Below are 20944 nucleotides of genomic sequence, written 5' to 3'. Positions count from 1 at the left end.
TCATGAGCAACCTAATCCCGGAAGCAGTTCAGGAGTGCGACGCCGTTGCCGGTTGCGGCGCGATCGAGTTGATCATCGAGCCGAGGGAAAAAGATCTGGGCGGGTTTTCCGTACGCCGGGTCTTGCCTACCCACGAACGCAAGATGGTGGGACCGTGGATTTTCTTCGATCACATGGGACCAGCCGACTTTCCGGCCGACAGCGGTATTGATGTTCGCCCACACCCGCATATCGGCATTGCCACCGTGACCTACCTGTTTGAGGGCGAGATTCTGCACCGGGACTCGCTCGGCAGTTTGCAGGCTATCCGTCCCGGGGACATCAACCTCATGCTGGCCGGCCGCGGCATCGTCCACTCGGAGCGGGAAAGGCCAGAGATACGCGCGAGCAATCACCGCCTGCACGGCCTGCAATTGTGGCTGGCACTGCCGGAAAAAGATGAAGAGCTGGCGCCGGCGTTCTACCACTACCCGTCCGCCGAAGTTCCCACTGCCAACGTGGGCAAGGTTCCGGTGCGGGTGATGATGGGCAGCGCCTTTGGCTGTACATCGCCAGTAAAAACCTATGCGGAAACCCTTTATCTCGAGGCGCACCTGCAGCCCGGACAAACACTTGAGCTACCCGAAGCCGAGGAGCGCGCGGTATACGTGGCCGCCGGAGCCCTGCGAGCAAAAGATACCGAACTCCCCCAGTATGCCCTGGCAATCTTCAAGCCACAGCAAGGCGTCATCGTGGAAGCCGTGGAGGAAAGCCGTATAGCGATTATCGGCGGTGAGCATCCGGGCAAGCGTTATATAGACTGGAACTTTGTTTCCAGCCGTAAAGAGCGTATTGCGCAGGCCGTAAGAGAATGGAAAGCGGGACAATTTGACACGGTACCCGGAGACGAGCAGGAATTTATCCCCTATCCCGGCGGGTGATTAATCCCGTTTTTGCCGGCGGCTTCACACCGCTGGCAATACTGCAGAGAACTGCGGTTTTCTGTCGCAAAAGCAGCATTAACCACGCACTAATTACACTACAGTTAACAGAGCAACATTTTGGTGCGAACAGGCATCGACGACGAAAGAGAAAAGAGAGTAGTACCGGTTATGAAAACGCAGTCACCGGAAAAGCCACAGACCCCATCTCCTAAATCCCGCAGTGCCCATCTCTTGCCTGAGCAGCAAATGGACACCAGCACGGCGCAAGCCAGTGACTCGCCCAGCCAGGAAATCAACAACCTGGATGTACGCCCACCGGAAGATCTCGAGCGCTGTTTTGTATTCGGGTACAACTGACCCGGCTCACAGCAAAGTAACTGCTCCCTCTGGCTAGGCCGCGTAAAGCGTGGAGTCATCAGCCGTGCTGCCAGTTCTCTGAACAGCCCCCCGATTCCACCACTTTTCGTGGAAGTAGTAGGCCACGCTATTGCACGCTGGCTCTACCAGCGCCAGGGCGCTGCCCACAAGGATATCGCCCGTCATGACGAAGCCGACGGTAAAGGCTACGGCCATGTGTACCACGGCAAAACTGCAGGTCTTCTTCATCATATCCTTCCTCCACCGCTCTATCGGCTGACGTTGTTTGATGGGTGAATTATTGCGAATGATTCTCAGTTGCGGAAATTGATCGTAACTCTTCACTCAATAACATCGACTTATCGGTCGAAATTTCGCCAGCACTCGCCTGAAACGCAAAGCGCCCGGGACTCGCCAGAGCACCGGGCGCCTCGTTTCAGCCTTACCAAAGCGGCAGGCAAAGGAATACAACCCCTTACTGGCAGACCGCCCTGTCGAGGTCGAGTACATAGGCTTGGCTGCTGGCCAGAGGTGAGTTAAATGGCAACTCTCCACTTACGCCTGCGGTGGACAACACATAATCCACCAGACTCTGCCCGGCCTCTGTTTTCTGAGTATCAATCATGTCCAGAGAGGCCTGCGAGTAATCCGTACTCAGGTCTTCCACCGTTCCCCAGGCGTTGGTGATCTCTACGCTGGATTCCCCGAGGGTACAGGTTGCGTCGGACAACCATACGAAGGAATCATCGGAGCGAAAGTTACTCTGGTTACTGGCGTCGTCGCTCGTATAGTTATCCCGTGCCAGTTCAGAAGCCAGCGTCGCGGCAGAAACGCCATGGCTGCTATTCATAAACAGTGCATTACTGTCCCACAGCACCTGGGCGCCGACACGCGCACTGAATACATCCTTGCGGTAATTCATAAACACATTGTTAAACATGTGAGTACGACCGCCACGGATCAGCGGGACACGACGCGCTGTACCGCTGAAATCCGAATAATGCTCGTCAGTAGTGATAAAGGCATTGTGGTGCATCGTCGTGCGAATATTTTCCACGCCTGTTTCCGTATCGCTCGATCCGTGTAGGCTCGCGCGCTTCACATCGACCAGGCGGTTAAACGACATGGTGATATGGTGGGCACCGCCTTTTACATCGAAGGCGGAGTCACCGGTGAGGTCGAAGCTGTTCTGGTGAATCCACACATTGGTCGCGCCGTCGTTGCGGATCATATCTGGATCCAGCACGTGATCTTCGGTATGACCAGCACCGCGGAAGTCCAGACCGGTAAAGATCACATTGTCTTTGTCGCTCACCTCAAAGCCGTTAAAACGGAAATAGGCGTTGGCCTGACGTCCGTCGATGGTGGTGTTGGAACCAACACCCGCATTGCCGAATGACAGGCCGCTGGTGTTCAGGCGCACATTGAAGAATTCTGTCAAACACGCCTCGGCGTCACTGATCCCGTTGTCCGCACACCATTGGGTGTAATCCATACACTGAGCTTCAGTACCGCTGATCGCGGTCTGCATCGCGCTGCGATCGCAGTACAGCTTGTGGAAAGACAGCTCGGTTTCAGCAGCGAAATCCAGCTTGTCGAACACGATCCAGTTGTAAGCGTCACTACTCACCGCATCGTAAATTTGTTGTTCGATGGATTTGGTCTGGTTTTTCTTGATAACCACCAGCGTGCTGTTCCCAGACTCATCGTAACCTCCGGTAGCATTTTCGCCGTAACCCACGGCTCGACCGAGGGTCTTCGACAAGCACTCCACAATTTCCTGGTCCGTATCCAATTCCGCGGAATCGCGCCAGTTCACTGCAGGATCTGTTGACAGCTGTTCGCAGGCAGCAGAAATTTCCTCGCTGCCGCCACTGGAGGATGCGCCGGAACTGCCACTGGAAGAGGACGAACTGCTGGACGAGCTGGTATTTCCGCCGGAGGAGGAGGAGCTACTGGAAGAACTGGAGCTGCTCGATGACGAGGAGCTACTAGAGGATGAAGAACTTGAGGATGAACCGAATACCGGTGGCGAAGTATCCGAGCCGCTGGAGCCCCCGCCACAGGCGGTTAAAACTACTGACACCGCCACAGCGGTCAGGCTAGTCAATATCTTGTGTTGCATGGAAGCACCTACTTTCTGGGTCTCAAAATGCCCCCACCCGGAAATCCACCTCGCGGTAGGTAAACCGTTGTATCGGGCAGTCACTTTATTGTTATCGGTCAGCCAAAAAGCCCCGCTGGGCGGGGCAATAAATGGATACTAACTACGTAACTAAAATTAAAATTGAACGTTCATACCCAACTGGTAAGTCGGGCCATAGGTTTCTCGCAGGAACATCATGTGTCCGTTGGAAGCCGCATTACCATCGAAGTACTGGATATTGCTCTCGTCAGTGATATTCACCGCATCGAAGTACAACTTGATGCTGTCGTTCACGTTGTAAGTGGCCTTGATATCGTAGGTAACCCCGGCGTCCTGGTAGACGTCCGCCCAGGCATTACAGTTCTGTGAATAACCCAGGGCCGCATCCGCGGCGATATCAGTATCGGTACAGGAGCCAATACGCTTGAGAATTTCGCTGCGGTAATTGGTGATGAAACGCACGGAGAAATCGTCATTTTCCCAACCCAGGGTGGTGTTCACAGTGACATCCGCCTGCTCAGGCAAACGGATCTTGTCTGCGCGCACACTGTCACCCACATCCGCTTCGGAATGCAGCAACGTAAAGTTGGACTGAATAAAGAAGTTTGCCAACAGACCTTGTGTAAAGTACTGGTTGTAGGTCACTTCCAGACCGTAGACATCGGCCCCTTCACCGTTCAGGTAAGTCTGGGCATTGTTCAACTGCAGGTCCGCAGGAATGTTGAACATAGTCACCTGATCCACCGGTAGAGTGTACGGCAGGTCGGCCAGGTTCAAATCCGCACCAGAAACTTCCACGATAAAATCATCGATCTGTTTGTAGAACGCCGCAGCCTGGATAAACAGGTTTTCATTCGCATACCAGCCTAGAGAAACATCGAAGTTGGTGGCGGTCATCGGATCCAGTTTCGGGTTACCGATTTCCAGAATGTTTTCCGAAGACATGGTCAGGTTCTGGGCTTTGTACTCGTCGGTGTAATCCGCTTCCGCAATTGCCCCCTGCAGGTCCGCTGGCTGATCCGAGCACTCTTTGCCAGGCTCAAGGCCCGCGGCAGGATCAAAGTTACAGAATTCCACCCGGTCGCGAACCTGGGCGTAGGCACGGGCCTCGTCGAAGGATGGACGGGAGAAAGAGGTCCACAGCGACGCCCGCAGCAACAGGTCATCGCGCAGCTCGTCTCGGTAGTGCAGGCTTGGGAAGAAACCGCTATAGGAATTAGAGGTGTCGTCCAGCGGTACCGCAATATCGAAGGACTCCAGCTGATCGGCGCTCTCTTCGCGGTCGTTGCGAATGGAGAGGTAGCCGGTGGAGTTAAAGTCGGTCTGCTCATAGCGCACACCAGCTATCAGGGCACCGGTTTCGGTCACCTGGAATTCGCCCATCACATAGGCCGCAGCGGTGTCTTCGGTGATATCGTAATCGTTGCGGGTACTTTCCAGTTCGCGCTCTTCCGGGTCGTAGTTATCACCGATTTTTCGAGTGGCAGCAATCAGCTGCTCTGCCGCAGCTTCGCTGATAAAAGCATGGTCAAACAGGTCGTTGTCCGGGATAAAGGTCTCGTAATATCCCAGTGAAGAGCGGGCGGCATCTTCACAGGCTTCATCGCCATCGCAGCCGTAGAAGTATTTATCCCTCGGGTCGACACTGATGCGGTTCTTGTCGCGGTTGCGCTCGCGGTTTTTGATTTTGAAGCCGGTCTTGACGAAGTTCACCGGGCCCATATCAAAATCTCTACGCAAGTTCAGGCTTACCTGATCAATCGTATCTTCGCGGGAACTTTGCTCCATAAACAGGTTGTCGTAGAGCATGTTCGCCTGCACCTGCTCGCCAACCAGATAGCCATTGGCACCCACGTTGCCACCCGTCAGGCTTTCAAGCCCCGCCAGGGTGGCCAGCTGTTCGGGATGCACGATCTGACCATTGAGGAAATCCTCACCGGTGCGACCGAGGGCGGTGATGTCGCGTACGCGGAACTGCACCCGGCGGCTGTCCGGCGTATCCTGCGTAGCGTTGGAGTGGGTCAGCTCGTAATCCAGGGTGTAGTTATTGCCAAAAAGATTTTCGCCGCCGAGGGCGAAAACCTTGGTATCACTCTCGGACTCCTGCATAAAGTACTGATGCTGCAGGTCGATGCCTGCACTACCGAAGGTGTTGGTGGCCGGATCCAGATATACAACTTCGTCGTCGTCCGCCTGCCCCCAGCGGTAATATTCCCGCATCGCGACGTCTTCATCGGTATACACGGTATTGCTGTAACGCGCGTAGTACTTGCTGTTGTCATTGGGACGGTATTCCAGATCGAAAATACCGGCGATACGCTCGCGCTCGGCATTTTCCTGGCGATTCTGCAGTTCAAACGGGATCAGCATCGTTTCATCGACGCCGGCAACTGAGATATAGCGCGGCAGGCTGCTGTCGTGCGCGCGGGATTCATAACCTTCGGTTACGCGGTTTTCGTACGACAACGAGTAGCTGAAACCGATGGTTTCATCGGCAAAAATATTAGTGCCCTGGAGGGTCAGCTTCGGTGAAGTTTCACCGCTCTGCTCCTGAAAAGCACCCTGGGCCCGCAGTTTTATGGTGTTCTCACCGCGATCCAGCGCGGAAATCGTGGTCACGTTGACACTGCCGCCGATGGAGTTCAGGTCCATATCTGGCGTCAGGGATTTGAGTACCTCGATCGACTGTAAAACGTCCGCAGGGAGTGCATCTAGAGAGAAGCCGCGGCTTTCGGAGTCAGCCGGGCCACCACCACTGTTGGCCATTTCGGAGCCGTTCATCTGTACGGAGACAAAGCCTGGGCCGAGACCGCGCAGGTTAATAAATTTACCTTCCCCCTCAGAACTTTGTAGGGTGATACCCGGCAGGCGCTGCAGGGATTCCGCTACGTTCTGGTCAGCGAAGTTGCCCGAGTCGTCCTGGGTAATAACGGAGCTGAACACGCTCTTGTCGCGCTCAGCCTGACGCGCATTCAGCTCGGCGCTTTTCACGCCTTCTACGTAAACTTCTTCAATGGCAAAGCTGGAAGGATTTTCTTCCGCTACGGCTTGCTCCGTTTGTTGTGCTTCCGCCTGCTGGATCTTTGCTTCTGTCTCAGCTTCCTGGGCAACCAGGCTGGCGGAGGCGGCCATGGCAATGGCCACGGCGAGAATCTGCTTCTTATAGGTCATTTTGACTCTCCCATCTCCCTTGTTCTTAGGCATTTTGCCAATTGCGGCTGTACCAAATGGTGCAGCCGCTTCTCGCTATTTTTTATTCTTGATACTGGATAACCAGGTTATCGATGGCCACCGGTGTATCTACGCGGCTGTCGCAGCGGAACTGAATGAAAGAGGTTTCAGTACCCACAAGATAACCGGTCGTCTCGTCCGGGCTAACAGTGATCGTCACTGAACCGGTTGCGCTGTCGCCATCAGAGATAACGCCCACGAGTTTCTCGAAAACCTTGGAGTCGCCACCGTGGATAGACTGATCCGAGCTGGTGCCATCGTTATCGATGTATACCTGACACTTGCCGTCATCATCGGCGGCGTGGTCGTTGGTCACTACATCAAAGCGGATGATGTACGGCTTGCTCAGGTCGATATCGCCACGCGTGGTGGTATCGAGATCGGTCGTGGTTTTATCGGCACCGTCCGGGTCACCCAGGGTGAAACGCGCGTTATAGAAAGTCAGCGCACCACTGGTCACAGCCACTCGGGATGCGCCGTTATTGGCGTTATAGAAGGGGAGAGTGGGGTTTGAGGAAATTCCCTTGTAGGCCGCAGTGAACAGGCTGCTGCTGGAACCATCGCCGTCGCTAGCCGCGTCGAAGTTTTCACTCAGCACCAGGTTGGGATCGACTTCTGGCTCCTGGCCTTCGCCAGCGTATACATCCAGGTCGCCGATATCCGAAGGCAATTCACCCACCAGCTGTTCCGCGGTCAGGCCGGCGGCAGTAGCGCTGTCGCTCCATACGATCCAGTCCACATCCGCGAAGAATGCGCTGCTGGAGCCTTCACCGATGCGCATCTGGCTAGAGGAAGAGCCCCCTTCGCGACCATTGCCCACAAAACTGCCCTTTTCTTCACCGTCGCGGTACACGGTTGCGGTGATGTAATCGGTACCCGCGGAGGCCGGATCATTTACGGCAAAGGTGACTTGATAAGTGTGGAAGCCATCGGTCATATCCATCTCAATTTCCGCGGTTTCCTCATCACCGTCGTCCTCAAGGGTCGACAGGAAGCGTTCCATCTGCAGCTTGCCGCCGTCCGGGCGCAAAACGGTTTTGATCCGAGCAGGACCGCGGCCATCGATACCGGCATCTCCCAGATGAGTTTCGATTTCAAAACCGCGCGCGCCCTGGCTCGCTGCGTAGGAGGTATCGATACGGGCGATAAAGGTGAAGTATTTCGGATAGGTTGCGGCGTCACCGGTAATAATATCGGCGAGGTCACCGACCGGTTTTGCATCGGTACCTATGGTGTCCAGGTTCATGATGCCCAATTCGGTGGTGGTGAAGAACGGTTCCTCTTCCGCATCCATGGCAAAGTTTGCATCTGCGCTGCCGTTGATCACGACAGAACCGAAAGTGCCCGGGTGCGTACAACCGTCGTATACATTCCACAGAATACCGTTGGCCGGGGAGGGATTCACCTGCTCGGTTACCACACAGTTATCGCCAACCGGTGCTTCCGGCGTGGCGGTAACTGGCGCACTCCAATCAGACGGTCCGACGTTGTTGACGGCACGCACCCATACCGAGTACTCACTGCCATTTTCCAACTCGGTCAGGGTTTCACCAGATTTTTCCAACCCTTCAATCAGTGTGGCCGTGGCAATATCGCTACCAATGCCGTAAGCGACGTCATAGGTAGCCGCACCCAACACAGACTCCCAGCTCACGGAAATCTGTGCATCGGTGGCAAACAGGCTCAGACCTTCCGGGATATCAGGTTCAGTTGCGGGCTGGAAAGGCGCACACGCAAGCAGATCCGCCTGGCCGTCTTCAGTTTGTTTTTCTATCAGCAGGTCATCAATAATTGCGGTACCGCCACTGGATACACGGAACTGCAGGAAGGATTGCTCAGTACCAATAAGCTCGGGCACATCCAGTACAGGTTCTTTATCCTGTTCCAGGTACACATCGCCCGGCACATTGATCACAACTCGCTTGCCAGCCACCAATGCATCGGTCGGCACATCGAAAATCAGGGAATCACTGCCATGCAGTGAGTTCGCTTCTTTGGTGCTGTTGTTATCAATGTAAATTTGGGTCTTGCTACTGGAACCGCTAGCGGACGCCACGCAGAAAGAAATGCGGTAAGGCTCAGACAAATCCAGCTCACCCCACCCAGCCGCTGCACTACCGCTTGTAGAGTCCTTTTTCGGATCTGCTACGGAATCACCAGCCATATCAGAAAGCGTCTGCCCAATGCTGAAACGGGCATTGCTCACCAGCAGCGATGGGTCCCCGTTGTCGCTGATGATCGCGAGGCGGGTTTTATCCACCGCTGGGCCGTTATTGGGATCATCTTCCAGGAAGAAACAGCAGGTGGGGTAGTAGAAATAGGGGAAGGCGTCGACGTACTCGCTGTTCTCTTCAGCGGTGGTCAGCGGTTTGTAGTTATTGCTAAAGAAATTGATGGTGTCGCTTTCATCAAACCCGGTGTATTCACCGAAGTTTTCCAGCATAGGTAGCGGGGTGTTTACGATACCGCTCTCTTCCGGCGGCACCACTACAACGGGCGTTGGATCGGGCAGGTCGGCAATATCCCCCTCTCCAGCACTGTTGTCGCTGCCGCTGCCACAGGCGGTCAGAGTTCCCATGATACAGAGCGCAAGCGCAGACTGAGTCCAGCGTAGAGCTTTCATCCTCACCTCATCTCTCATTTTCAATTGTTATTTTTATGGGCCTGGATACCACTAGGGCCCAGCTTCTAATACTTATTGGTTTGGCAATATAAACAGATTGGTTAGGCACAGACAACCGTTTGGATCAACTGGTAAGGAACAATTGCGTGACTAAGGGGCGGATGGCGGGAAAATTACCGAAAATGCCCAACAATTGGGCAAAAACGACGTAGCCGTGTAGTTTAACTACAAAGAAATGAGACAAAAGTCGCGGAAAATCAGCGTATCAAAGGTAGCAAAAGCGGCCAGACCACCGTATTTACCGGCTGACCACTCCCATTTTTTGGGGAGGCACGGAGCTGGCAGAGTACTGTGTTCAGTCTTGAGTCAGATCATCAGCGGTGACAGGTCTTACCGAAGATATGAGCAAGTGGGTCGTCACAACACAATTCTGACAGGCCAGTGAGCATTGCCACCCACCGGCCCGCAGATTCTCGCCACCTGCTGTCAGGGCACAGACTCAATTAGCAGATCGTCCACCACCACCGTGGCACTGCTCTCGGTCCTGAGAGTGATAAACGAGCTGCTACTGGCCAGGATGCCCGGCACCGTATACATCTCGCCTTCCACCAGATCGCTGAGGTAAATCTGGTAGAACTTGGAGCTCATTCCCCAGGTCGAACTGCTGCTCGACGATGTATTGTTATCCACATACAGCTGGAAATACTTGCTGGTATCCCCACCCACGCTTACCACCTTGAATGAGATCTGCCAGGGCATACTCAGATCGAAGACACCGGTCGTTGTGGCTTCGCTCCCGGTAGTGCTGACCGACGGGGTGCTGTTACCGATAGAGACTCGGCTGCCGGTGAGGCTCAGGGCACCGGTCTGGATTTCCGCGGTACCGGTCACCCGGTGGTACATGGGTAACCCGTCGCCGGGCGCGCCGGACAGGTCGCGGTAGGTATTGGTGAAAAAGGTACCGGTATCGGTGGCGAAGTTCTCCGCGTAAGGCAACGCCACATCTTCCAGAGTCGGCGCCTCCTCATCCGGGACCTCATCATCCGGCGTTAGCGGATCAGGAATTTCCAACCCGGACTGGTCCAGCTTGCCCACGCCCGCATTGGCAATCACGGTTTCCTTGAGGCCATCGGTCGCATCCAGCACGTAGCTATAAGGCACTTCATAATTGGAGGTGGACTCGCCATTTTCGGCGGTAATATCGGTGCCGTCACCGCTCGTCCAGGTAACGCCACTGCCGAATACATTGCCCTTCAGGTTCCAGTATCCAATGACATCGGAATAAAACGACACGATGGGGTTCTGCGTATTTTCGAACACGTTGTGCTCGATCAGCATTTCGGCCCCTGCGCGGGAGTTGATCGCGGTGGAACGGATATTGTTGTAATAGTTGTTGTACACGTGCCCCTTGCCATGACGGAACAGGGGAACCCGGGATTCCAGATTTTCAAAACGGTTATGGTGGAACGTCACCAGACGATCCGTATCCGGGTTGCTGTCATTTTCGGTGTGCCCGTGCAGGGAGGTTTTCCAGGCATCGTGCAGATAGTTGTATGACAGGGTGATATAGCGGGCACCGCTTTTGGAATCCACCAGGCCATCGTAGTAGTTTTTATCGACCGCCAGTGAATGGTAAAACTCGCAGTGATCGATCCAGATATGGCTGGTGGTGGAATCGTCATCATCGCCCTCGATACTGAGCGAGTCCTTCTCCTGCCCGGGCCAGGCTTCATGGAACGTCAGGTTCTGCACGATGATGTTATTGGCGCGACGGATATACAGGCCGATGCCATCAAACTCACCGTTTTCCCCAACACCAATCAGGGACACGTTATCCATATCCCGAACCTGGATATCGGTGCCGGTACCGGTGTTGAAATCGGTAATGGTGCCATCGATGTAAATGGTAATCGGCTGGCTCGTGTCCTTGGCTTCATCCAGTTTGTCCTGCAGGTCGGCGCCATTGTTGACGGTGTAAACGAGGCCACCGGCGCCGCCGGTTAAGTCGTACTGGTAACCGGCAAAGCCGCCGTCCGCGCTCCCGGTACCCGCACCTGAACTGCTGCCGGAACTGCTGGATGAAGAGCCGCCCGAGGATGAGCTGCTGGATGAGGACGAACTGGAACCGCCACTCGATGAACTGCTGGACGAGCTGCTACTCGACGAACTGGATGAGCTACTGCTTGATGAACTACTGCTGGAACTGCCTGTTCCACCGGTGTCGCCGTCACTGCCGCCACCACCGCCGCAAGCGGTGAGGCCGGCGCACAACACCAGGGCCAACAGGGTTTGTAATGAGTTATGCATTTTCCCCTCCATAGAAAAAAAACCCCGCGGTATTACCACGGGGTTTTCGTTTACACGCTGTTATTGCACTAGCTGGATATCTTCAAAAGTGAAACTCTGATCGTCGTAATATGGAGCCGCAAATACACCGACTTTTATCGTATCCGGCATGCCGGTAAAGGTGTTGCCCCACCCGCTGGAGTAAGTGACACCCCCATCGGTGGAGTAGTAAGCCTTGTACTGCTGACCTACCCGCTGCAGCTTGAAGTAGAGGTCATCACCCGGGATAAGCACAGCACTGTCGCCACTCTTACCCCAACTACCACCATCGGCGAGTACATGGCCATACTGGGTAACCCAGTCACTACCAGACATACGGGTACCGATATGAGCAAGTGGTGAATTACTGCCGCTGGTGGTGTCGCACTCACACATCATCAGTCCTACCGGGAATTGATTGTCCGCATAGGGCGCACCAACACTTTTCAGTTTGGCCGTCAGGGTAAAGTCACCGGTTACCTGCTGGGATACCAGGTAAAACGACATACCGCTTTCGAACTTGCCGTCACTGGCGGTAAAGGTAACGCTGTTTTCCGTCTGTTCGGTGATGCTGCCGGATGCCGGCGTGATCGAGCCTGGGGTACCCAACAATGGAGCACTGCCAGTCCAGGTTTCACCCGAAACAGCTGCGGTTGGACAGTGATCATCACTGGTATCTTCCGGATAGGGGTCCCAACCTTCACCGGCATTCCAGCTGGCAAAGATCTGTGCGCGGGAGCAGAAGCTGGCTTCCATCTCTTCCGTGGTCAGTTCGTAACAGCTACCGGAAGTGCCACAACGGCTGCTCATATCCAGCGGGTTGCCGGCAAGATCCATGCTGCCGTACTCGCGCCAGCCGCTGGCCGCAGTCGCGGTGACCGGATTCGGTGCCGGCTGCCCATTAACACCTTCATAGGCCCAGCCTTCTGCGTCTACATGGGCGTCCATCCTAGTATTGATGAAGGTCACGTTGTCGTAGAAACCACTGTTACCGCCACTGCGCGCCAGGTAGGTGGTGCCCGTTTCGATGGTGACACCGGTCGGACCAGCGCCCTGGGTCAGTTCCGAATTCAGGAATACAAAACCCGGATCGGTTTCGGACTGGGTGCGTGCCTGCAGCACGTAACCACCGGTGCTGGTGGCTTCCGTGCTTTTGGAATCGCCGAGGGAACGGATTTCGGAATCCTCAAACACAGTTGCCGTACTGTAGCCCCAGATAAAGTCCACGTTACCGGCAACCAGCGTGTTGTAGAACCAGTTGTACCCTTTCAGCAACAGCGTGTCCTGCTCCGAAATAAACGCGGCATTGCGCGCGATCAAACGGCCAGGGCTGTTGAAGTAAATGGTTTCCGCCTGGTCACCACCGCCGGTGCGCCGATGCGTGTTCTCAATAGTGAGATCTTCCAGGGTGATCATGTCACCACCGCTCACCAGGAACAGACCGCGACCGTCAGTGCCGCCGTTCAGCGCCTCGTAATTGGCGTAGTGGATTCGAGTCTGGTCGACACCAGCGCCCTTGATGGTGAGATTGTTTTTGCCGGTGAGGAACAAGACCTCGCGGTAATCACCCGCGGCGATAGTGACCGAAGCCTCATCATTAGCCGCGACATTTTCCATCACATAATTGAGCGCGCCCTGTACCGTGCGGAAGTCTGCAGCACCATCGTCATCCACGGTCACATCGGCACCGCTGGGGCCGGTAGCACGCGTGGTAAAGGTCCAGCCCGCATTTTTACCGAGACCGGCAAACGTCACACCGTTCAGCTCGGTGTCCTGCACCAGCTCGGCCGCGATGGCCACGTAGTATTCGGTACCCGGGGACAGGATGCCGGTGTGCGGTGTGATGGTCAGGGTATTACCCTCGATCACGAATGGCGTTGTATTGAGCACACGGGCACCGTCCTGGCCGGGATAGCCGAGGATATCCACTTCGCCACCGGTGCGAATAAGATCGACCTCCGCGTCACCCTCAACCGTGAAAATACGCACCGAACCGACGGTGTCATTCAGGGTCGGTGCACCGTCGAAGGTAATACTGAGTCGCGTATCCTCGTACTCGCCGGTAGCACCGGGCACCGGAGTGACCAGTGCGCTGATATCCCCATAGTCCACTTCCGGCATGGCGAACGCCTTGGCCACGCTGGCACTGATGGTGCGGCGCACGCTGCTGTCGGAGCCACTGACAAAGGTAATTTCGGCTTCACCTTCAGCCAAAGGGGTCAGCGTAACAACGGTGCCATCAACTTCCACGGAAACCACGGACGGATCACTGGACGTCACGCTGAAGGTATCCGCAGTAACGCCATCGCTCTTCACTGCGGTAACGTGAATAACTTCACCCGATTCACCGGCGGTAGCTGCCCATACCGGGTCGGTGTAGTCGATAGTCAGCTGCACCGGCTTAACCACGGGGTCGCCCACTTTGACGTAGTCCACTTCAAAAGAGCGGTTATAGGTAAAAAAGCCGATCAGGCCTGCGGTGGTGAACTGGCTGGCGTCATCGGTGTAGCTACCGAGTTCTTCACCATCCAAGTAAACGGTGATGCTGTTGCCGACCATGTCGTAGCGCACGGTATACCAGGTGCCGTCAGTGCCGTCTTTCTCACCCAACAGGATCGGTTTTCCCACTTGCACTTCGCGGCTCACAGAGCCGGTTACCCCATCACTGGTTACAGCATATCCCGCTTCCACCTGGGTGGATTCGCTGCTGCCCTGCATATTGAGGCCACCGAAATACCACTGCAGTGGGCTCTGGTAACGACCGATGCTGTACAGGTACTTGTTACCGGTATTGCTATTATTGCGTGGGCGAATACGGTACTCGACAAAGTAGTCCGCGGGCACGCTGCCAAAGGCCGCCTCCTTAACGAGGATCAGCTCGCCCTGGCTCAGGTTTTCACCTCGGGTACCTGCGGTAAAGCGCAGGGATTTGCCGCTGTCTTCCTCAAGAATATCGAACATACCCGGGTCGGCGAGACCATAGCCATCGATCACGGCATCCCAGGTACTGGCGAATTCGCCGTCTTCAAAATCGTCACAAAAATACAGGCCGGTTTCCGGGCAGGTAAATGCGGTAGGTTCCGGCTCTGGTTCCGGCTCTGGTTCCGGCTCTGGTTCGGGCTCTGGTTCGGGCTCGGGTTCGGGCTCGGGCTCGGGCTCCGGTTCGGGTTCAGGTTCTGGCTCGGGCTCCGGTTCCGCCTGCACAATCGGATTCAGTTCCACCAAGTCTTTTTTGGAACCGTCATCGCTACAGCCGCCCAACAGGCTGCCCAGTAATGCGGCCATCAAAACGCCGTAAACTCTCATCGGCTTCTCCTTTTTTGTTATCTGTTTTTATGTTTTCAATCCGCTGACCATCTCTAAATCAGCGGTATCCACCACTCTGTCCATTCCCCCAAAAAGACCTGCGACAAAGTGGATGAATCCGTAGTCCCAATAAACAACGGCGAAACCCACCCACCAAAGAGTGGATGGGTCTGCCTTTATTTCACTCGGCCAGTTGCACTGCGTTTACTGGCAGGCAACTTCCCCCAGGCCAATGACATAGCTTTGGTCAAATCCGAGCGGTGAGTTGAACGGGATCGCGCCGTCTTTGCCGGCGGTAGCGATGATGTAGTCAGCCATCGCTTGGCTCGCTGGCAGATTCTGCGCGGCCATCACATCGCGGGAATACTGGGTGTAGTCCTGGGACAGAGCGCCGACCGAACCGGACGCATTGGTGATCTCGTATTCGATCGAAGTGTCCTGGTTACACGCAGCATCGGAGAACCACAGCATGGAACCATCAGTGCGGAAATTGCCGTCGTCCACATCGCGTGCAAGTTCGTCGCCACGCTCGGTCAACGCCTGTACCGGATCATCTTTTTCCTGAAAATCCTGATTGATCAGGAACATGTTGTTTTCCCAAAGCACACTCGCACCCACGCGCACACTCAGAATGTCCTTGCGGTAGTTCATAAAAAAGTTATTGAACATATGCGAGGTACCACGACGGATCAGAGGAATACGACGCAGAGTATTGCCCAGACTGTCGTAATGATCGTCGGTCGTGATAAAGGCGTTGTGGTGCATGGTGGTGCGGATCTGCTCATTGATGGTCCGACTGTCGCTGGACCCATGCAGAGCTGCGCGTTTCACATTCACCAGTTTGTTAAAGCTCATGGTGATGTTGTACGCGCCCACCTTCACATCAAACGCCGAGTCACCGGTGGTGTCGAAGGTGTTTTTGTGAATCCAGATTTCGTGGGAAGCGCCGGTATTGCGGATCATGTCCGGATCCAGACCATGGTCTTCGGTGTGACCGGCACCGCGGAAATCCAGATGGGTAAGAATCACGTGTTCCGCGGTTTGGGTGGGCGCACCGCTGCTGTCCGCACCAATGGCAAAACCATTAAAACGGAAATAGGCGTTGGCCTGGCGACCATCCAGGGTTTTGTGGGATCCGATTTTGGTATTGCGAATCGGCAGATCGCCATCGTTCAGGCGAGAGTTAAAGAATTCCGCCATACACGCATCGTGATCACCGTAGCCATTGTCGGCACACCACTGGCGATAGTCGATGCACTGGGCTTCCGTACCGCCAATCGCCGCCTGCACCGAGGCATCGCCGCAGTCATTACGATACATCGCGACTTCGGATTCGCTGGCGAAATCGAACTTGTCGAATACGATCCAGTTGTAGTCGTCACCGGTGACCGCATCCAGAATCTGCTGCTCGACGCTGCGTCCCTGGGAATCATTTTTGGTAATGACTGTAAGCACGCTATTGCCATCCGGGTCGTAACCACCCTTGGCATTTTCACCGTAGCCAACAGCGCGCCCCAGGGTCTGGAACAGGCACTCGACAATTTCCTGATCGGTGGTGAGTTCCGCAGAATCGCGCCAGTTTACGTTCGGGTCTGTAGCCAGGATGTAGCAGGCGTTGCTCACATCTTCAGACGGAAATGCGCCACCCGATGAAGAGGTGCCACCAGAAGAAGAGCTGGATGAACTGGAGCTGGTGCCGCCGGATGAAGAGCTGCTGCTGGAACTACTGGTACCACCAGACGAGGAACTGCTGCTTGAGCTGCTGGTAGTCCCCCCGGAAGAACTGGAACTACTGGAAGAAGAACTGCTCTCGCTGCTGCCGCCGGCACAATCGCCAGCCGCCGGCTCGACACCGGTTACGGTAAGGCTGTCGATATTTGCCAGCCCGCTGCTGCCCGTCGCTTCCAGGCGAATTTCATTGTAGCCAGCCGCAAGGGTTACGGTTGCGACATCGCTATCGACATAGGTAGTCCAGCCACCGGTTTCCGCCATTGCGACTGAAGCCTGACTACTGCCATCCACTAGCACCGCCGCCGGACGATCCCCGGAGCCGTTGGCGAAGCGCCACTGCAAACTATAAGTACCGGCCGCGGGAACCACGATAGACCAGGTAATACCGGTACCCGCTGCATTATCTGTATTCGCATAGCCAACACCGGTGTAGCCGGCATGCTCGGTTTCAATCGCGCCATCTACCGCGCAGAAACCCGCACTGTTTTCTTCCAGCGCAAGAGAAGAAACCGCTGTGAGTATCAGGGCGTCATCGCCGTTGGAGTTGGTCACTACACCACTGGTATCCGTGATTTTGATCCAGTAGTAGTAAGTGCCATCGGCGAGTCCGCTGTCGGTATAACTATTGCCAGCAACACCGGTAGCAATGCGTACACGTCCACTGGGATCCGAATCCACATCCCGGTAAACCTCCTGGTTCTGGACTTCGATGTTGCTAACATCCCAGGTAAGGTTCGCGTCAGAACCTGAAGTGGTCACTGCCAGATTCACACTGCCACCGGAGCTGGATGAACTGGAGCTACTGCCGCCAGATGATGACGAAGACGAGGAAGATGAAGTCACATCGCCGGTGGCATTGTAGATTTCGAATTCCGCGATCTGCGGCGCGCTGCTGGCACTGTCGATCATCAGGTTGATCTTGTCCATGCTCACATCGCCGAGATAGACCTGAAGCTCGGACCCGATGCTGGTACCGGATGCCAACTCCTCACCGGTATCGTTGTTTACCAGCCGCCAGGCCTGCACCACATCGCCAATTTCACGAATGATGACGGTATTGAAGGCACTGCCGAAATTCTTCGCAGAAATACGCTCACCACTGGAAGACGAAGACTGCCAGTAACTGGTGAGATCGCCATCGATCGCATTGCCATAGCTGGTACCGCCACCTTTGCTGGAGCCATCGGCATCACCGGACAGCGCGAGGTTGCTTCCCAGCTCCGCCGGCGCACTGCCACCAGAACTGCCAGTACCGCCAGAGCTGGATGAGGACGAGGAGCTTGAGGAAGAGCTGGTGCCGCCGGAGCTCGACGAACTGCTGGACGAAGTGCCACCGGAAGAAGACGACGACGAGGAAGATGACGATCCACCCTCGACTTCACAGGCGCCATCGGAGACCAGCAAACCGGTATTGGCACCAGCTGCGGCGAGCACAATTTGTGGTACGCACGCCGCATCATCCAGGCTGTAGCTGTAGGGAATATTGACCGAGGTGGTCGAAACAGGATTCGGACCCGCCGGGTGGTTATCGGTATCTTCTGCGGTCCAGGTAATGTTCGACCAGATATTACCGTTCACTTCCCAGTAACCCATATCGTCGGTATAGAAAGTGCCGAGCGGATCCTTCGAATCTTCGAAGTAATTGTGCTCCGCCTTCATAACCCCGCCGATACGCGGGTTCATGCCGGACTTGGTCAGGCCGCGGTAATAGTTGTTGTAGGCGTGGGCAGTAGCGTGACGCAACAGTGGCGTACGGGAATCAATATTTTCGTACAGGTTGTGGTGAAAAGTGACCGGACCATTGTTGTCGTCGCTATCACTGGAGCCGACCAGACCACCGCGACCGGAGTTGCGCAGGATACTGTAGGAAAGCGTGACGTACTTGGTTTCCGCCTTCATGTCGAACAGCGCATCGTAACCGTCGCTTTCACCACCGGAAGCTTCCAGGGTGAGGTGATCGGCCCACACGTTGTACACGTTACTCTCCATACCGACGGCGTCGCCGCCGTTGGAAGTTGGAGAGCCAGACTTCTTCACGTTACGTACGTGCAGGTTCTGCAGAATGATGTTCGACGCACTGCGCAGGTGAATGCCCAATTCATCAAACAGCGCACCGCTCCCCACACCGATGATCGAGACATTACTGACTTCCTTGATCTCGATCTTGTCTTCAGCGGTATTACAGCTGTCACCGGATACCTTGGTGGTGTTGCCGTGATTGATGGTACCTTCGACGTGAATGATGATGGGGGTATCACTGGCCGCGCGATTACACAGTGCCTCGTGAATTTCTGTTCCGGTAGTTGCGTAGACAACAGCTCCACCGGCGCCGCCGGTAGTGCCGCCATTCTGGGTGGCAAACCCGTCGTTCGCGGTTGCACCCGCGGACGCAAGGCTGCCCAGCAATGCACTCAGCATTGCGGCCTTCTTCAGCTCGAATTGCATGTGACCTTCCGTTTTTATTATGTCGTAGTTGGTAAGGACGACTGGCCGCGGAGAGTAGCCCCGGGATACTGCGGAAGGGGGAGTCGGACCAATCATCATCGCTGTGGGCGGGATACAGCGGGGTCCGCCCTATTTACTGGCTTGCCATTATTGTTATTGAGTGTGACCGAAGGTCGCTAATTGGCAATACCAAAAACAGGAAAGAGGTTAGTCAGTTATTAAATCGCTGTAAAGCCTGTTGGCGCTATTGATTAACCAAATTGAATTATTTGTGCACCAGGACGATCAAACCTCACTATCTGGCGTCACTTAAATAAACAAGAAAGCAAAACAGAAGAGCTTTTTGCGCCAAAAACCTTAGACGAAAATATAAATGTAGCGGAAGGTAAAACCTTTAGGCTGACCAATAGGGTAACGAGCACAAAAAAGCCGGGCTAAAAAGTCCGGCAAAGATCCATCCTGATGATGATGCAAGGTAAACAAACTTAGAGGTTAGCGCTCACCGGTAATACCAGTTAACAGGAGCGTCACTATTCAACAATTCGTCATTCAATCAATCCCAATGTTCGCGGCAGGAACTCGCTGATTGCCGGCACCAGGGTAACCAGCGCCAGTACCACAAACATCATCAGGTACATCGGCAACAGCGGACGAATGAGCGCGGTGATTGAAGTCTTGGAAATACTGGCGCCCACGAACAGCACACTACCCACCGGCGGTGTACACAGGCCAATACACAGGTTCAGGATCATGACGATACCGAACTGCAGCGGCGACATACCCAGCTCGGTCACCACGGGTAGGAAAATAGGGGTAAAGATCAGTACCGCCGGCGTCATGTCCATAAAGGCGCCAACCGCGAGCAAAATAAGATTAATGGTCAGCAAGATCAGCAACGGGTTATCACTGATGGTGATCAGCGCCTGACTAATAGTCTGCGGAATATTCTGGTAAGACATGATCCACGACATCGCCGAAGACGCGGCAATCAGGAACATCACTATCGCCGTGGTTTCCACAGACTTGGTCAACAGTGCCGGCAACTCACCCCACTTCACTTCCTTATACACCACGCAGGATAGCAGCAGCGAGTAAAGCACAGCCACGGCACTCGCTTCGGTAGCAGTAAAGAACCCGCTGATGATGCCGCCGATCACGATAAAAATCAGGAACAGGCTGGGCACCGCATCGACCGTTTTCTGTAAAGCCTGTTTCAGCGTGGGTTTTTCTCCTACCGGATAGCCTTTCGCCTTCGCCCAGATACCGCACACCATCATCAGGCCCAGCGCCAACAACAGACCAGGCAGGTAACCGGCAATAAACAGCGCGGCAATGGAAACACCACCACTGGCAAGGGAAAACACGATCAGGATATTGCTGGGCGGAATCAACAGGCCCGTAGTAGACGATGCAACCGTAACCGCAGTATTGAAGTTTTTGTCATATCCCTCTTTGGTCATGGAGGGAATCATGAATCCACCAATAGCCGAAGTCGCGGCCACGGCCGAACCGGAGATGGAACCAAACAGCGTGCAGCTGATGATATTCACGAATGCCAGGCCACCGGGCAGCATGCCGACCAGTACCCGCGCAAAATCGATGATGCGCCGGGCGATACCACCACTGCCCATCAACATGCCGGAGAAAATAAAGAACGGAATGGCGAGCAGGGCAAAACTGTCGATACCACTGGCCATACGCTGAGCCATGGTGATCATGGCCGGATCAAAGTCAATGGTGCACAGCATGGTGAGCACGGTGGCGGCACCGATGCTGATGGAAATGGGCACATTCAGGGCGAGAAGGATCAGAAAACTGACCAGCAGTACAATAACGGCAACTTCCACGGTGTCTCTC

Annotated in this window: 10 protein-coding genes; 2 read left to right on the top strand and 8 right to left on the bottom strand. The window is 55.0% G+C overall.

Annotation, left to right across the window (positions count from 1 at the left end):
- Window positions 1-2 precede the first annotated feature (2 nt).
- Complete coding sequence (locus LC093_RS09990) at window positions 3-920, top strand: pirin family protein (protein ID WP_226664637.1); 918 nt, start codon at window positions 3-5, stop codon at window positions 918-920.
- A 171-nt stretch (window positions 921-1091) separates the two neighbouring features.
- A complete protein-coding gene (locus LC093_RS09985) occupies window positions 1092-1280 on the top strand; it encodes a hypothetical protein (protein ID WP_226664636.1) in 189 nt (62 codons plus the stop codon).
- 33 nt (window positions 1281-1313) lie between these two features.
- On the opposite strand, the gene LC093_RS09980 is transcribed toward LC093_RS09985, so the two are convergent.
- The 8 genes from LC093_RS09980 to LC093_RS09945 form a co-directional block, all read right to left on the bottom strand.
- On the bottom strand, window positions 1314-1532 hold the full coding sequence (locus LC093_RS09980; protein WP_226664635.1) for a DUF2061 domain-containing protein: 219 nt from the start codon (window positions 1530-1532) through the stop codon (window positions 1314-1316).
- Between the two features lie 223 nt (window positions 1533-1755).
- Window positions 1756-3405, bottom strand: coding sequence for a pectate lyase (locus tag LC093_RS09975; RefSeq protein WP_226664634.1), 1650 nt, complete (start codon window positions 3403-3405; stop codon window positions 1756-1758).
- Window positions 3406-3561: 156 nt separating this feature from the next.
- Complete coding sequence (locus LC093_RS09970) at window positions 3562-6597, bottom strand: TonB-dependent receptor (RefSeq protein WP_226664633.1); 3036 nt, start codon at window positions 6595-6597, stop codon at window positions 3562-3564.
- A gap of 82 nt (window positions 6598-6679) precedes the next feature.
- The gene (locus LC093_RS09965; RefSeq protein WP_226664632.1) at window positions 6680-9280 is read right to left on the bottom strand and encodes a fibronectin type III domain-containing protein; all 2601 of its coding nucleotides are present in this window, start codon (window positions 9278-9280) and stop codon (window positions 6680-6682) included.
- 486 nt (window positions 9281-9766) lie between these two features.
- Window positions 9767-11587 (bottom strand): polysaccharide lyase family 1 protein, encoded by a 1821-nt coding sequence (locus tag LC093_RS09960; RefSeq protein ID WP_226664631.1) that lies wholly within the window; start codon window positions 11585-11587, stop codon window positions 9767-9769.
- 60 nt (window positions 11588-11647) lie between these two features.
- The gene (locus tag LC093_RS09955; protein ID WP_226664630.1) at window positions 11648-14911 is read right to left on the bottom strand and encodes a pectinesterase family protein; all 3264 of its coding nucleotides are present in this window, start codon (window positions 14909-14911) and stop codon (window positions 11648-11650) included.
- Window positions 14912-15115: 204 nt separating this feature from the next.
- Entirely contained in the window at window positions 15116-19087 is a 3972-nt protein-coding gene (locus LC093_RS09950; protein ID WP_226664629.1) for a CBM35 domain-containing protein, read from the bottom strand.
- Between the two features lie 545 nt (window positions 19088-19632).
- Entirely contained in the window at window positions 19633-20934 is a 1302-nt protein-coding gene (locus tag LC093_RS09945; protein ID WP_226664628.1) for a TRAP transporter large permease, read from the bottom strand.
- Window positions 20935-20944: the final 10 nt, after the last annotated feature.

The organism is Microbulbifer aggregans, from assembly GCF_020524005.1.
Classification (GTDB): domain Bacteria; phylum Pseudomonadota; class Gammaproteobacteria; order Pseudomonadales; family Cellvibrionaceae; genus Microbulbifer; species Microbulbifer aggregans_A.
Note: the sequence above shows the minus strand (reverse complement) of the source record. Positions and strands in the feature narration are given on the sequence as shown.

Coding starts and splice junctions, on each gene's coding strand:
- LC093_RS09985 (WP_226664636.1), top strand. CDS start 1,092: ATGAAAACGCAGTCACCGGAAAAGCCACAGACCCCATCTCCTAAATCC.
- LC093_RS09980 (WP_226664635.1), bottom strand. CDS start 1,532: ATGATGAAGAAGACCTGCAGTTTTGCCGTGGTACACATGGCCGTAGCC.
- LC093_RS09970 (WP_226664633.1), bottom strand. CDS start 6,597: ATGACCTATAAGAAGCAGATTCTCGCCGTGGCCATTGCCATGGCCGCC.
- LC093_RS09990 (WP_226664637.1), top strand. CDS start 3: ATGAGCAACCTAATCCCGGAAGCAGTTCAGGAGTGCGACGCCGTTGCC.
- LC093_RS09960 (WP_226664631.1), bottom strand. CDS start 11,587: ATGCATAACTCATTACAAACCCTGTTGGCCCTGGTGTTGTGCGCCGGC.
- LC093_RS09975 (WP_226664634.1), bottom strand. CDS start 3,405: ATGCAACACAAGATATTGACTAGCCTGACCGCTGTGGCGGTGTCAGTA.
- LC093_RS09965 (WP_226664632.1), bottom strand. CDS start 9,280: ATGAAAGCTCTACGCTGGACTCAGTCTGCGCTTGCGCTCTGTATCATG.
- LC093_RS09955 (WP_226664630.1), bottom strand. CDS start 14,911: ATGAGAGTTTACGGCGTTTTGATGGCCGCATTACTGGGCAGCCTGTTG.
- LC093_RS09950 (WP_226664629.1), bottom strand. CDS start 19,087: ATGCAATTCGAGCTGAAGAAGGCCGCAATGCTGAGTGCATTGCTGGGC.